At 71.1% G+C, this 14,938-nt stretch carries 11 protein-coding genes; all 11 read right to left on the reverse strand.

Translation table 11 applies throughout. The annotated features are described in order from the left end of the window. Positions 1-79: 79 nt before the first annotated feature. Positions 80-3,802 (reverse strand): ThuA domain-containing protein, encoded by a 3,723-nt coding sequence (locus ACIRG6_RS14910; RefSeq protein ID WP_364677055.1) that lies wholly within the window; start codon positions 3,800-3,802, stop codon positions 80-82. Between the two features lie 263 nt (positions 3,803-4,065). Next, positions 4,066-5,064: a sugar phosphate isomerase/epimerase family protein gene (locus ACIRG6_RS14915; RefSeq protein ID WP_225636896.1), complete on the reverse strand. Its 999-nt coding sequence runs from the start codon at positions 5,062-5,064 to the stop codon at positions 4,066-4,068. Positions 5,065-5,079: 15 nt separating this feature from the next. After that, the gene (locus ACIRG6_RS14920) at positions 5,080-6,363 is read right to left on the reverse strand and encodes a Gfo/Idh/MocA family protein (protein ID WP_403322849.1); all 1,284 of its coding nucleotides are present in this window, start codon (positions 6,361-6,363) and stop codon (positions 5,080-5,082) included. Between the two features lie 86 nt (positions 6,364-6,449). Then, positions 6,450-7,493, reverse strand: coding sequence for a substrate-binding domain-containing protein (locus ACIRG6_RS14925; protein ID WP_239764459.1), 1,044 nt, complete (start codon positions 7,491-7,493; stop codon positions 6,450-6,452). Positions 7,494-7,510: 17 nt separating this feature from the next. Further along, complete coding sequence (locus tag ACIRG6_RS14930) at positions 7,511-8,530, reverse strand: ABC transporter permease (protein WP_318215272.1); 1,020 nt, start codon at positions 8,528-8,530, stop codon at positions 7,511-7,513. Continuing rightward, positions 8,527-10,044 (reverse strand): sugar ABC transporter ATP-binding protein, encoded by a 1,518-nt coding sequence (locus tag ACIRG6_RS14935; protein WP_364677051.1) that lies wholly within the window; start codon positions 10,042-10,044, stop codon positions 8,527-8,529. Before ACIRG6_RS14935 ends, ACIRG6_RS14930 begins: the two co-directional genes overlap by 4 nt. Positions 10,045-10,143: 99 nt before the next feature. After that, the gene (locus ACIRG6_RS14940; RefSeq protein ID WP_189232446.1) at positions 10,144-11,325 is read right to left on the reverse strand and encodes an ROK family transcriptional regulator; all 1,182 of its coding nucleotides are present in this window, start codon (positions 11,323-11,325) and stop codon (positions 10,144-10,146) included. 238 nt (positions 11,326-11,563) lie between these two features. Further along, the gene (locus tag ACIRG6_RS14945; RefSeq protein WP_364677049.1) at positions 11,564-12,241 is read right to left on the reverse strand and encodes a GntR family transcriptional regulator; all 678 of its coding nucleotides are present in this window, start codon (positions 12,239-12,241) and stop codon (positions 11,564-11,566) included. A gap of 134 nt (positions 12,242-12,375) precedes the next feature. Beyond that, entirely contained in the window at positions 12,376-13,323 is a 948-nt protein-coding gene (locus ACIRG6_RS14950) for a beta-ketoacyl-ACP synthase III (protein WP_364677047.1), read from the reverse strand. A 135-nt stretch (positions 13,324-13,458) separates the two neighbouring features. Then, complete coding sequence (locus ACIRG6_RS14955) at positions 13,459-13,602, reverse strand: MFS transporter small subunit (RefSeq protein WP_239764454.1); 144 nt, start codon at positions 13,600-13,602, stop codon at positions 13,459-13,461. Beyond that, a complete protein-coding gene (locus ACIRG6_RS14960; protein WP_364677045.1) occupies positions 13,571-14,908 on the reverse strand; it encodes an OFA family MFS transporter in 1,338 nt (445 codons plus the stop codon). The genes ACIRG6_RS14955 and ACIRG6_RS14960 overlap by 32 nt, the downstream gene beginning before the upstream one ends. Between the last annotated feature and the right edge of the window lie 30 nt (positions 14,909-14,938).

The raw sequence follows: 14,938 nt of genomic DNA on the forward strand, positions 1-14,938 counted from the left end.
AGCGGGGTACCGGGCGCGTGGCCCGGGGAGACGGCGGGCGGAGATCCGGCGTTCTCCGCCCGCCGCCGTTCCGGTTGCCCTACTCGGGCAGTTCCTTCAGCTGGATGTTGCGGAAGGAGACCTGGTCGTCGGCGCCGTGGTTCTGCAGGCCGATGTAGCCGTCGGTCAGGCTCCGCTCGGGGTCCTTGTTGGTGAAGTCGTTGATCTTGACTCCGTTGAGGAACACCTGGAGGCGTTCGCCCTGGACCTTGATCTCGTAGGAGTTCCACTGGCCGGGCGGCCGCAGGACCTGGTCACGGGCCTTGATGTTCGCCGCCTTGAACGTGTAGATCGCACCCGTGGTGCGGTCCACGGCGTCCGTGGCGTCGATCTGGATCTCGTAGCCCTTGTTCACCGCGGACCAGGGGTCGTCGGAGGCCGGGAAGCCCACGAAGACACCGGAGTTGTCGTCGCCCTGCATCTTCCAGTCGAGCTTGAGCGAGTACGACTTCAGCTCCTTGGCCTGGTACCAGAGCAGGCCCATGCCGCCCTCGGACTCCAGGGTGCCGTCCTTGACGTTGAACTTGCCGGGGCCGGCCTGCTTCCAGCCGTCCAGGGTCTGGCCGTTGAAGATCTTCCGGTAGCCCTTGGCCGGCTTACAGTCGGCCTTGACCTGGCCGGTGGCGTACCGGAGGCCGCCGAGCAGATGGGCGCGGAACGTCTCGTCGGCGTAGGACTCCTTGGTGTGGCCGAGGCCGGTGTAGAAGGAGCGGCCGCCCTCGTAGTCCTGGCACCAGGCGATCGGGTGGTCGCCCTTCATGGTGCCGCCCTGGTAGGTGGTCTCGTCGAGGGTGGCGAGGACCTTGGCCTGCTCGCGCGGGTTGGTGCGGTAGTTGTACAGCTCGTCGGTGCGCTCCCAGGTGTCGCCCAGGTGCGCGGTGGACGGGTGGTCGTGGTCCTCGACGCGCACGGTGGCCTTCTGGATGGCCGGGTGCGACTGGAAGTAGGCGCCGACGAGGCCGCCGTAGAACTTCCAGTCGTACTCGGTGTCGGCCGCGGCGTGGATGCCCATGTAGCCGCCGCCGTTCGCGACGTAGTTCTCGAACGCCTTCTGCTGGTCGGCGTTCAGGACGTCACCGGTGGTGGACAGGAAGGCCACCGCGTCGTACTTGGCGAGGTTGGCGGTGGTGAACTGCTTGGCCTCCTCGGTCGCGTCGACCGTGATGCCGGCCGGGGCGCCGAGCTCCTTCAGGGCGGCGATGCCGGCCGGGATGGAGTCGTGCCGGAAGCCCGCGGTCTTGGAGAAGACCAGGACCTTCTTGCCCTGTTTGAACGGCTCCTTGGAGAACTCGAAGTCGTCCACGTCGTAGAGCGCGCCGTCGCCGCCCCGGAAGACCAGGTAGATGTCCGTGGTGCGCCCGGGCAGGGCCCGCAGCGGCACGTCGACGTTCTGGAACGTCTCCCAGCTGCCGGTCGGCGGGATGTACGCCGAGCCGTGCAGCGGTCCGTCGGGCGAACCGGTGCGCAGCTCGATGAAGCCGCCGGAGCCGCCGGAGGAGGCCCGTACGGTCATCTTCTTCTGCCCGTCGAACTTGTAGGGGCTGAAGGAGATCCAGTCGCCGTCGTGGATGTCGCCGACGGTCTTGCCGCCGTTGGCGGTGGCCTTGTCGAAGGTGTTCACGCCCGACTGGGCGGTGAAGTGCTCGGCCTGGCGGTGCAGCGGCTGGACCACGGTGCGGGCGGTGCCGGTCAGGGCCTCCTGGCCGTTCGCCCCGCCGTCGGTGTAGGCGGCGCCGACGACGCCGTAGATGTTGGCGTTGGGGTCGTGACCGCCGTCCCCGGCGGGCGGCTTCAGGGTTCCCTCACAGCCCGTCTCGCTGGTCAGCTCGTGGGCGTGGGAGTCGTGACCGAGGCTGTAGGCGACCTTGACCTTGGAACAGTCGACGGTCTCCTCGGGGTCGGTGACGGTCACCTTGAACGGGACGGGCTCGCCGAAGGCGGCCATGCTGCCGTTGCCCGGCACCTCGATCTTCACCTTGGGCTCGGTGTTGCCGACCACGATCCGGACGCTGGCGTGGCCGGTGTTGCCCTCGGGGTCCTTCGCGGTGAAGGTCGCGGAGTAGGTGCCGACCTTCTTGTACTGGTGCGTGGGCGTGAGCCCCTCGCCCTTGGTGCCGTCGCCGAAGTCCCAGCTGTAGGTGAGGTCGGGGGAGTCGGCGTCCTTGGCGGAGCCGGTGAAGGTGACCTTCAGGCCGGCGGCGCCGGACGTCCTGTTCGCGCTCACCTCGGCGATCGGGGAGAAGCCGTCCGAGGCGTTCTCGATCCGGTAGAGCGCGGAGTCCTTGTCGCCCTGGAACCAGGAGAGGCCGTAGTCGAGGACGTAGAGCGCGCCGTCGGGGCCGAACTCCATGTCCATGATCTGGGTGCCGGTCCACGGGAAGTCGTTGATCTTCGCGACCGTGCCGTCACCGTTCTGCTCGATCCGCTTGATCCAGCGGCGGCCGAACTCGCCGGCGAAGAAGTCGCCGTCGTACTCCTCGGGGAACTTCACCGAGGATTCGAGGTTCGGGTCGTAGCGGTAGACCGGGCCGCCCATCGGGGACTCGGAGCCGCTGCCGAACTCGGGCACGGAGCCGCCGTCGTACGGGATCCAGGCGGCCTGCGCGGGCGGCAGGTCGACGAGGCCGGTGTTGTGCGGCGAAGTGTTCTTCGGTGCGGCGCAGTCGAACGTCTCGCCGGAGGTCTTGGTGGCGAAGTCGTAGTCGACGTAGGGGTCGTTGTCGCCGGTGCAGAACGGCCAGCCGAAGTTGGCGGCCTTGGTGACCTTGGCGAACTCGACCTGTCCCCCCGGGCCCCGCTTCGGGTCGGCGGCGCCGGCGTCGGGGCCGTAGTCACCCACGTAGACCGTGCCGGTCTTCTTGTCGACGCTGATGCGGAACGGGTTGCGGAAGCCCATCGCGTAGATCTCGGGACGGGTCTTCTCGGTGCCGGGGGCGAAGAGGTTGCCCTCGGGGATGGTGTACGAGCCGTCCTCGGCGACCTTGATGCGCAGGATCTTGCCGCGCAGGTCGTTCGTGTTGCCCGCGCTGCGGCGGGCGTCGAAGGCCGGGTTGCGGTCCGGGCGCTCGTCGATCGGCGTGTACCCGTCGGAGGCGAACGGGTTGGTGTCGTCGCCGGTGGACAGGTAGAGGTTGCCCTGGGCGTCGAAGGCGATGTCGCCGCCGACGTGGCAGCAGGTGCCGCGGGAGGCCGCGACGTCCAGGACCTTCTTCTCGCTGGCCATGTCCAGCGTGCCGTTGGGGTTGAGGACGAAGCGGGAGAGGCGGTTGACGCCGTCGAACTTCTTGAAGTCCTCGGCGGTGCCGGTCTCCGGGGCGTCGCCCGCGGGGGTGTCGAGCGGCGGGGCGTAGTAGAGGTAGATCGCCCGGTTGTTCTTGAAGTCCGGGTCGATGCCGACGCCCTGCAGGCCCTCCTCGTCGTGGTTGTAGACGGGGATCCTGCCGGCGACCTTGGTGACGCCGCCCTGGTCGGTGAGGCGCAGTGTGCCGTCGCGGGCGGTGTGCAGGACGCTGCGGTCCGGGAGGACGGCGAGCGACATCGGCTCGCCCATCTCGGGTTCGCCCTTGGCGAGCGGTACCTGCTGGAACTGCCCCTCGGCGGCCGCGGGGGCCGCCGCCTCGTCGAGCGCCGAGCCGCCGGGCTGGGCGCCGGCGACGGTCGCCGGGGTGGCCACCGCCAGTGCGAGGCCGGTGATCAGGGCGAGGGTGGTGCGAAGTCTGGGCCGCCTCGTGGTGTCGGTGCCTTTGAGTCTGCTTCTGTGCACGAAGTCCCTCCGGGAACGGAATGGGCCGTACGGAACGGGTGCGAAGGCGTGCGGTGCGGGCGCCGGGGTGCGCCGTCACCCCGGAGGCGTGTGTGTCCTGAACACTTCAGGGACGGTAGCCGCGTTTGTCCTGACCGAATACCCCTTGGACCGCGAATAGTTGAACTTTTACCCCGCTCAGGACAAAGCGGTGCCCGGGCAGGTCGGACCGGGGACCGGCGGGTGTCCCGGCCCCCGTGCCGACCTGTCGTCGGTGGCGTGGATCAGCTGTTGAACGCGGCGTCGAAGGACGCGCTGGGCGGCTCGAAGTCGAACGCCTTGAGCCGGGTGAGGGCCTCGGGAGCGCCCTGGAGCCGGTCCATGCCGGCGTCCTCCCACTCGACGGAGACCGGGCCCCGGTAGTCGATGGAGCGCAGCATGCGGAAGACGTCCTCCCAGGGGACGTCGCCGTGCCCGGCCGACACGAAGTCCCAGCCGCGCCGCGGGTCGCCCCACGGCAGGTGGGAGCCGAGGCGGCCGTTGCGGCCGTCGAGGCGCCTGCGGGCCTCCTTGCAGTCGACGTGGTAGATCCGGTCGCGGAAGTCCCACAGGAAGCCGACCGGGTCGAGGTCCTGCCACACGAAGTGCGACGGGTCGAAGTTGAGGCCGAAGGCGGGCCGGTGGTCCACCGCCTCCAGGGCGCGCTGCGTGGTCCAGTAGTCGTAGGCGATCTCGCTGGGGTGGACCTCGTGCGCGAACCGCACACCCTCGGCGTCGAAGACGTCCAAAATGGGGTTCCAGCGGTCCGCGAAGTCCTGGTAGCCGCGTTCGATCATCGACTCGGGCGCCGGCGGGAACATGGCGACCAGATGCCAGATGGCGGAGCCGGTGAAGCCGATGACGGTGTCGACGCCGAAGCGGGCGGCGGCGCGCGCGGTGTCCTTGATCTCCGCGGCGGCGCGCTGCCGGACGCCTTCCGCGTCGCCGTCGCCCCAGATCCGGGCGGGCAGGATGGCCTGGTGGCGTTCGTCGATGATGGCGTCGCAGACGGCCTGCCCGACGAGGTGGTTGGAGATCGCCCAGCACTTCAGGCCGTACTTGTCGAGCAACTGATGGCGGGAGTCAACGTAGGACGGGTCCGCGAGGGCCTTGTCGACCTCGAAGTGGTCGCCCCAGCAGGCGAGTTCGAGGCCGTCGTAGCCGAAGTCGCGGGCGAGCCGGCAGACCTCCTCCAGGGGCAGGTCGGCCCACTGCCCGGTGAACAGCGTGAAGTTGCGCGGCATGCGCTTCTGGCCTCCTCAGACGGCGATCGACGTGATGGCGACGGGGGTGTAGACGGAGTTCTTCTCGGCGCTCTCCTCCACGGCCGCGAGCACACGCTGCACCTGCAGCCCGTCGGCGAAGGAGGGGTCGGGCCTGCGGCCCTCGGCGACCGCGTGGACGAGGTCGCGCGCCTGGTGGACGAAGGAGTGCTCGTAGCCCAGTCCGTGGCCCGGCGGCCACCAGGCGTCCAGGTAGGGGTGCTCGGGCTCGGTGACCAGGATGCGGCGGAATCCGGCGTGCTCCCCCGGTTCGGAGGCGTCGTGGTACGACAGCTCGTTCAGCCGTTCCAGGTCGAAGGCGAGCGAGCCGCGCTCCCCGTTGAGTTCGATGCGCAGGGCGTTCTTGCGGCCGGTGGCGTACCGGGTGGCCTCGAAGGAGGCGAGGGCGCCGGAGGTGAAGCGGCCGGTGAACACGGCGGCGTCGTCCACGGTGACCTCTCCCGTGCCGGCCGCCGACGTGGCGGACAGGCCCCGCGCCGCACCGCCGGGCAGGGGACGCTCCCGCACGAAGGTCTCGGTGAGGGCGGAGACGCCGGCCAGCCGCTCTCCGGTCAGGTACTGGGCGAGGTCGATGATGTGCGCGCCCAGGTCGCCGAGCGAACCGGAGCCGGCCAGCTCCTTGCGCAGCCGCCAGGTCAGCGGGGCCTGCGGGTCCACCAGCCAGTCCTGGAGGTACGTCACCCGCACGTGCCGCAGCCGGCCGATGCGTCCCTCGGCGACCATGCGCCGGGCCAGCGTGGTGGCGGGCAGCCGGCGGTAGTTGAAGCCGACCATGGCCAGCCGGCCGCGCGCGCCCGCCTCCTCGGCGGCCCGGGTCATCGCCTCCGCCTCGGCGACGGTGTTGGCGAGGGGTTTCTCGCACAGGACGTGCTTGCCGGCGGCGAGCGCGGCCAGCGCGATCTCGGCGTGGCTGTCGCCGGGGGTGCAGATGTCGACGAGGTCGATGTCGTCCCGTTCCACCAGGGACCGCCAGTCGGTCTCGGCGCTCCCCCAGCCGTGCCGGTCGGCCGCCGTGCGGACGGCGTCGGCGTCCCGGCCGCAGATGGCGGTCATGACCGGGTTCAGCGGCAGGTCGAAGACCCGGCCGGCGGTGCGCCAGCCCTGGGAGTGGGCTGCGCCCATGAAGGCGTAGCCGACCATGCCGACGCGCAGCGGCGGTCTGGTCGCGGATGCCCCCGTGGCCGTGTCGCCGGTACCGGCACCGGTACCGGTCGCTGCTGCGTCCGCCCCTGCCCCCTCGGGCTGCTGCGGCTGTCCCATGCGGATGTCCTCCTCGTCGTGGTGGCGCGGTGGGGGGTGGGCCCCGCCCCGGCCGGCTGGTCAGGCCGCTGCCGGGGCGGCGGGCCTCACTTGAAGCCGGTGGACATGTACTGGTCCACGTTCTCCTTGTCGACGACGGCCGAGTAGCAGGTGACCGTCGACGGGATCTCGAACTCGGCGAGTCCGCCGATCCCCTTGCCCTGGCCGAGGGCGCGGGCCAGGTCGATCGCGGAGGCGGCCATGGTCGGCGGGTACAGCACGGTCGCCTTCAGGACGCCGCTGTCCGCCTTGATGGCCTGGAAGGCGGAGAGCGCCCCGGCGCCGCCGACCATCAGGAAGTCGTCGCGGCCCGCCTGCTCGATGGCGCGCAGCGCGCCCACGCCCTGGTCGTCGTCGTGGTTCCACAGGGCGTCGAACTTCGACTGGGCCTGCAGGAGCTGGGCCATCTTGGCCTGGCCGGACTCGACGGTGAACTCGGCGGCCTGGCGGGCCACCTTCTTGATGTTCGGGTAGTTCTTCAGGCCGTCGTCGAAGCCCTGGGTGCGCTGCTGGGTCAGCTCCAGGTTGTCCAGGCCAGCCAGCTCGATGACCTTGGCGTCCGGCTTGTCCTTGAGCTTCTCGCCGATGTAGTGGGCGGCGTTGAGGCCCATGCCGTAGTTGTCGCCGCCGATCCAGCAGCGGTACGCCTGGGGGCTGTTGAAGATGCGGTCGAGGTTGACGACCGGGATGCCGGCGCGCATCGCCTTCAGTCCGACCTGGGTGAGTGCCTTGCCGTCGGCGGGCAGCACCACGAGGACGTCGACCTTCTTGTTGATCAGGGTCTCGATCTGGCCGATCTGGGCGGCCGTGTCGTTGGAGCCCTCGGTGACCTCGAGAGTGACGTCCGAGTACTTCTCGGCGCGCTTCTTGGCGTTGTCGTTGATGGCGTTGAGCCAGCCGTGGTCGGCCTGCGGACCGGCGTAGCCGATGGTGACGGCCTTGCCCGGCTTGTCGTCGGCGGCCGGCTGGTCGTTCGCCGCCGGCTTCTCGTCGTCGCTCTCGTTGCTCGTGCAGCCGGTGAGGAAGGCACCGGCGGACACGGCGGCGGCTCCGAAGAGCAGTCCTCTGCGACTCGCGTTGAGTTGCTGCATGGTGGTGGACCCTTTCCTCAGTTCGTGCTCGCGGTACGGCGCTGGACCAGCACGGCGGCGACGATGATCGCTCCCTTGGCGATCTGCTGGACGTCGCTCTGCAGGTTGTTCAGGGCGAAGATGTTCGTGATCGTGGTGAAGATGAGGACGCCGAGCACGGAGCCGACGATGGTCCCGCGCCCTCCGGTGAGGAGCGTGCCGCCGATGATCGCGGCGGCGATGGCGTCGAGTTCGTAGAGGTTGCCGTTGGTGTTCTGGCCGGAGCCGGCCAGGACGATCAGCAGGAAGGCGGCGATGCCGCAGCACAGCCCGGACAGCAGGTAGAGGTAGAGCCGCTGGCGGCGGACGTCGATGCCGGCGAGCCGGGCGGCCTCCGCGTTGCCGCCGACGGCGACGGTGCGGCGGCCGAAGGTGGTCCGGTTGAGCAGCAGCCAGCCGATGACGGTGACGGCCGCGAACACCAGGACCAGCGGCGGCACGCCCAGCACATAGGAGTCGCGCTCGCCGAGGTCCAGCACGCTGGGCACCGTGACGACCTGGGTGCGGCCGTCGGTGATCTGCAGCGCGAGGCCGCGTGCCGAGGCCAGCATGGCGAGGGTGGCGATGAACGGGACCATCGCGCCGTACGCGATGAGCACCCCGTTGACCAGCCCGCAGCCCACTCCGACGATGATCGCGGTGAACAGGATGCCGGCGAAGCCGTACTCCTGGGTGGCGACGGTGGTCGCCCACACCGACGACAGGGCGACGATGGCGCCGACGGACAGGTCGATGCCGCCGGAGACGATCACGAAGGTCATGCCGACGGTGACGACGCCGATCACGGACGCCTGGGTGAGCACCAGTTGCAGGTTGCGGGTGTCGAGGAACGAATCGGGCTGGGTGATGCCGCCGATGAGGACCAGTACGGCGAGCACGCCGAGCAGGCTCAGGGTGCGCAGGTCGGCGCGGGCCGTCAGGCTCCGCCAGGCGGGCGGACCGTCCACCGGTGCCGCCTTGCCGGTGCCGCCCCGTGGCGGGGACACGTGCTGCGTCATGACGCCGGGCTTCCTTCCATCACGAGGTCGAGTACGCGGTGTTCGTCGAGTTCGCGGGCGGGGGCCTCGTGCACGACGCGGCCCTCGCGCAGCACCAGCACCCGGTCGGCGAGGCCGAGCACCTCGGGCACCTCGCTGGAGACCAGCAGGACGGCGAGGCCCTCGTCGGCGAGGCGGCGGATGACCGCGTAGAGCTCGGCGCGGGCGCCGACGTCGACGCCGCGGGTGGGTTCGTCCAGGAGCAGGACCCGGCAGCCGCGCAGCAGCCAGCGGGCGAGGACCGCCTTCTGCTGGTTGCCGCCGGACAGGGTGCGCACGGGCACGGACGGGTTGTCGGGCCGAAGCGACAGTTCGCGGGTGGCCGAGCGGGCCGCGCCCAGTTCGGCGCCGCGGTCGATCCAGCCGGCGCGCGAGAAGCGGGACAGGGCGGAGACCGACACGTTGCGGGTGACGGACTCCAGCATCAGCAGGGCCTGCGCCTTGCGTTCCTCGGGGGCGAGCCCGAGTCCGGCGCGGACGGCGGCGCGCACGCTGCCGGGGCGCAGCGGGCGTCCCTCCACGAGGACCTGTCCGGCGCTCGCCCTGCGGGCCCCGTAGACCGTCTCCAGGATCTCGGAGCGGCCGGAGCCGACCAGCCCGGCCAGGCCGACGATCTCGCCGGGGCGGACGTCCAGGTCGAGCGGGGCGAACTCGCCGTCCCGGGCCAGCCCCCGCACGCTCAGTACGGGATCCGCCGCCGGCGGCGAGGCCGGCCGCTCGGGGAAGACGTACTCGACGTTGCGTCCCGTCATCAGCGCCACCACGTCGCGGGTCGGGGTCGACTCGGCGGGCAGCCCGCCGGCGACGGCCCGGCCGTCCTTCAGGACGGTGACCCGGTCGCCGATGCGGCGGATCTCCTCCAGGCGGTGCGAGATGTAGACGACGGCGACGCCGTCGGCGGTGAGGTCGGCCACGATGCGGAAGAGGTTGTCGACCTCGTCCGGGTCGAGGGCGGCGGACGGCTCGTCCATCACGATCAGCCGTACGTCGTGGGAGAGCGCCCGCGCCATGGACACGATCTGCTGCTGTGCCGCCGACAGGTCACCGACCAGCCGCCCGGGGTCGACCTCGGGGTGCCCGAGCCGCTTGAGCAGCTGGGCGGTCGACGCCCTGGCCGCTCGTCCGCGGACGACGAATCCGGCGGTGGTCGGCTCGTGTCCGAGGTGGACGTTCTCGGCGACCGACAGGTGTTCCACCAGGTCGAGTTCCTGGTAGATGGTGGCGATGCCGAGGCGCATCGCCGCGATCGGCGAGCGCAGGGTGACGTCCTCGCCGCGCCAGCGGATGGTGCCGGTGTCGGGCTGGTGGGCGCCGGCGAGCACCTTGATGAGGGTGGACTTGCCGGCCCCGTTCTGGCCGAGCAGGCAGTGCACCTCGCCGGCCTGGACGTCGAGGTCGACGCCGTCGAGGGCCCGGACTCCGGGGAACGACTTGGTGATGCCGGACATGCTGAGCAGCGGTGGTTCTGGTGCCATGTGAGGTCCCCTCGGCGGGCATGCGGGCCGGTGTCAGGGCAGAGCAGGGCAGGGCAGGGCAGAGCGCTGTACTGGTGGAGCTCGGGAGGCGGGTGGTGCCTACGCGGGTGAGAAGAGGTGGTCGCTGATCAGCCGGGCCGCGCCGATGACGCCGGCGGTGGGGCCCAGCTCCCCGAGGACTATGGGCAGGTTGCCGGTCGCCAGTGGCAGCGACTGGCGGTAGACCTGCGTGCGGATCGCGGCGAGCAGGTTGTGCCCGAGGCCGGTCACCCCGCCGCCGATCACGACCAGACCCGGGTTGAAGAAGCTGACCAGGCCGGCGATGACCTGGCCGGTGCTGCGGCCGCCCTCCCGGATCAGGTCGAGTGCGGTGGCGTCGCCCGCGGCGGCCGCTGCGGCGACGTCGGCGGCGCTGAGGGCCCCGCCCGCCTCCAGCCGGGTCGCGAGCTCGGCGGACCGGCCCTGTTGGGCGGCCTCCGTGGCGTCGCGGGCCAGTGCGGCGCCGCTGAAGTGCGCCTCCAGGCAGCCCCGGTTGCCGCAGGCGCAGGGTCGTCCGTCGGGCACGGCCTGGATGTGGCCGATGTCGCCCGCGCTGCCGGTCGTCCCCCGGTAGACGTCACCGCCGACGACGATGCCGCAGCCGATGCCGGTGCCGATCTTGACGACGAGGAAGTCGGCGACGGTGCGGGCGACGCCCGCGTGCTGCTCCCCCAGCGCCATCAGGTTCACGTCGTTGTCGACCATGACCGGGCAGCCGAGTTCCTGGCTGAGCGCCTCCCGCACGGGGAAGCCGTCCCAGCCCGGCATGATCGGCGGCGCGACCGGCACGCCCTCGGGGAAGCGGACCGGTCCCGGGACGCCGATGCCGGCGCCATCGAAGCCCTCCGCGAGCCCCGAGGCCCGCAGCTTGGCGGCCATGGACAGCACCTGCTCGAAGACCGCGACCGGTCCCTCGCGTACGTCCATGGGCTGGTTGATGTGCCCGAGGATCTCCAGTTCGGCGTTGGTGACCGCGAGGTCGATCGACGTCGCGCCGATGTCGACGCCGAGGAAGCGGAGTTCGGGGTTGAGGCGGACGTTGTGGGAACGGCGGCCGCCGCGCGAGGCGGCGAGTCCGTCGGCCACCACCAGCCCGGTCTCCAGCAGCCGGTCCACCTCGACCGCCAGCTTGGACCGGGACAGGTCGACCTGGTCGCCGAGTTGGGCGCGGGAGTTGGGGCCGCCGTCACGCAACAGCTGCAGCAGCCGGGCCTGATGGGCGTTCGCAGGTCGTGCCGTCATGCGTCTCACGAACCCCTCCCCGCCTCAATCGGCTTGAGTGTACCGGTTTTCCGGCCACATCCGTGGCTTGCTTTCGGAGGGAACGTAGCAGTGGGCGCCCGGTGTGGGAAGAAGTCGCGCATGAATTGCTGCCAACTTTCTCCACTGAGAGGACAAAGGGGGGCGACGGGTCCGGTGGCCGGGGCCACGACGAGGCCGCCCGGTCGGTGCGCCGGACGGCCTGGTTACGCCTGTGGTCTCAGGAGGTGCGGTGCTCGTGGTACGAGCGCCGCGTGTGCTCCGTGTGCTCGCGCATCAGCCGTGTCGCCCGCTGTTCGTCGCGGTCGCCGATGGCGGCGATCAGCTCGCGGTGTTCGACCCAGGACTGCATGCCGCGCTGCCGGGCGACCGGTGTGTGGTACCAGCGGACCCGGCGGTCGACCTGCGCGGCGAGCTCGGCGAGGACGGTGTTGCGGGCCAGCTCCATGATCGTCGCGTGGAAGCGGGCGTTGAGGACGACGGTGGCGTCCACGTCGTCGGCGGCGACGGCCCGCTCCCCCTCCGCGCAGAGCTCCTCCAGCGCGGCCACGCCCGCCTTGCCGGCGTTGGCGGCGGCGAGCCGGGCGGCCTCGGCCTCCAGCAGCGTACGGACGGTCAGCAGCTGGTCGGCCTCCTCCTCGGTCGGCTCGTGCACGAACGCGCCCTGCGCGGGACGCAGATCGACCCAGCCCTCGGTGTTGAGCCGCTGGAGCGCCTCCCGCACGGGCTGACGGGACACCCCCAGATGACCGGCGAGCTCGCTCTCGACGAGATGCTGGCCGGGCTGGAGGGCACGTGTGGTGATGAGTTCGAGCAGTGCCTCGTAGACACGGTCGCGCAGCGGGCCGGGCCGTTCGAGCTTGGGCACCGCGCCCTGCGGCAGTCCTGCGGACAACATCGGTCCCCCTCGACGGACGGCACGAGCAGTACGCCAAGTATCGATTGTCTTTCGTCTACAGTCTACGGCGCACGGAGGCCGGGACCGGGAGTGTCGGCCACGTCACACCGCGGCCGGGGCCGCCCCCTGTGGTGTCACGGGCAGCGGACGACCTGCCCGGCGTAGGAGAGGTTCCCGCCGAACCCGAAGAGCAGCACCGGATCCCCGGCCGTGATGTCGCCGCGTTCGACGAGCTTGGAGAAGGCGAGGGGGATGCTCGCCGCCGAGGTGTTGCCGGACTCCACGACGTCGCGGGCGACGACCGCGTTGACGGCGCCGATCTTCGCGGCGAGGGGCTCGATGATCCGCAGGTTCGCCTGGTGCAGGACGACGGCGGCGAGGTCGGCGGGCTCGAGTCCGGAGCGTTCGCAGGCCCGGCGCGCGATGGCGGGCAGTCTGGTGGTCGCCCAGCGGTAGACGCTCTGCCCCTCCTGCGCGAACCGCGGGGGCGTGCCCTCGATGCGGACCGCGTTGCCCATCTCGGGCACCGAGCCCCACAGGACCGGGCCGATACCCGCGTCCTCGCCCGGGGCGCAGGGCTCCACGACGGCGGCCCCCGCCCCGTCGCCGACGAGCACGCAGGTGGTGCGGTCGGTCCAGTCGGTCACCTCGGACATCTTGTCCGCGCCGATGACGAGGGCGCGGTTCGCCGAACCGGCCCGGACGGCGTGGTCGGCGGTGGCCAGGGCGTGCGTGAAGCCGGCGCAGACGACGTTGAGGTCCAGCACGGCGGGCCCGGGGATGCCGAGGCGGGCCGCCACCCGGGCCGCCATGTTCGGCGAGCGGTCGATGGCGGTGGAGGTGGCCACCAGCACCAGGTCCACGTCCGCGGGGACCAGCCCGGCCGCGGCGAGCGCCTTCGCGGCGGCGTGGCCGGCCAGCTCGTCGACGGGCTCGTCGGGTCCGGCGATGCGGCGGGTACGGATGCCCACCCGGCTCCTGATCCACTCGTCGCTGGTGTCGACCATGCCCGCCAGGTCCTCGTTGGTGAGAGTCCCGGCGGGCTGGTAGTGGCCGACGGCGGTGATGCGCGAGCCGTGCATGGATGGAATCCTCGTTGCCTCGGGGACGGGATCCACCAGTGTGATGAGTGACCGGCGAGTACGTCGGCAGGTGAAGCGACAGGAAACGGGCGCCCGCCTTGTCGGCTTCGGTCAGCATCCGGGGCGCCCTTCCCCTCATCCGGTGAACAGCTGGGTGGCCTTCCGGACGAGTTCGTACAGCCCGTAGGCGAGCGGTGCTCCTACCCAGATCCAGGTGAACGCGATCAGCGGGCGCCGGTCGGGCAGGTCAGGCGGACTCTGGCTGCTGTCGGGGGACATCGGCGGCCTCCTTCTGCGCGGGTGCGGGCATGTGGTGGCGGGCGTGGACCGGGCGGATGAGTTCGTTGGCGGCGAAGCCGGCCACCAGCAGCCCGATCATGATGACGAACGACAGCCCGTACAGGGACGGGCCGTGCCGCCCGGCCTCCTCCTGCCGGTCCGCGATCCAGTTGACGATCAGCGGCCCGAGGACGCCGGCCGTGGACCAGGCGGTGAGCAGCCGCCCGTGGATCGCGCCGACCTGGTACGTGCCGAAGAGGTCCTTGAGGTAGGCGGGTGCCGTGGCGAAGCCGCCGCCGTAGAAGGAGAGGAGGACGAGGGCGCACAGCACGAACAAGGGCTTGGAGGCGTCGCCGAACAGGGCGACGAGCGTGTACATCAGCGCGCCGACGCCCAGGTAGACGCGGTAGATGTTCTTGCGTCCGATCAGGTCGGAGGCCGTGGACCAGCCGAGCCGTCCCGCCATGTTGGCCGCCGACAGCAGCGCGACGAACCCGGCGGCGGCCGTGGCCGACACGGGGGTGGAGGTGTCGGCGAAGAAGTCCGTGATCATCGGGGCGGCCTTCTCCAGGATGCCGATGCCGGCGGTGACGTTCATGCAGAGCGCGACCCACAGCAGCCAGAACTGGGGGGTGCGCACCGCTTCGCGCGCCGAGACCTGCACGCCCCGGGCCCCGTCCGGGCCGCCGTCGGCGCGTTCCTTCGGGCGCGGTACGCGCACCAGCAGGACGCCCAGCAGCATGAAGACGGCGTACGTCAGTCCGTGCACGAGGAAGGCCAGCGCGATGCCCGAGCTGTCGGCGCCGAAGGACTCCAGCATCTGGGCCGACCAGGGCGAGGCGATCAGCGCGCCGCCGCCGAAGCCCATGATGGCGATGCCGGTGGCCATGCCCGGCCGGTCGGGGAACCACTTGATCAGTGTGGAGACCGGTGAGATGTAGCCGATGCCGAGGCCGATCCCGCCGACGAAGCCGTAGCCGAGGACGATCAGCCAGTACTGCTCCACCGCCGCGCCGAGTGCGGAGAGCAGGAACCCGGACGAGAAGCAGACCAGGGCGACGGTCATCGCCCAGCGCGGCCCGTGCCGTTCCACGAGTGTGCCGCCGAACGCGGCGGACAGGCCGAGCATGACGATGCCGAGCTGGAAGGGCAGCGCGCTCTGCGTGCCGCTGAGGCCGAGCGCGGATTCGAGGGGCGGTTTGAACACGGACCAGGCGTAGGCCTGGCCGATGGAGAGGTGGACCGAGAGGGCGGCGGGGGGAACGAGCCAGCGGCTCCAGCCCGGGGGTGCCATGGGGGGACTCATGAGTCCCCAACCGTAGGCAGCGGAACCACG

The sequence above is a fragment of the Streptomyces flaveolus genome (assembly GCF_044765825.1).
GTDB lineage: Bacteria > Actinomycetota > Actinomycetes > Streptomycetales > Streptomycetaceae > Streptomyces > Streptomyces flaveolus.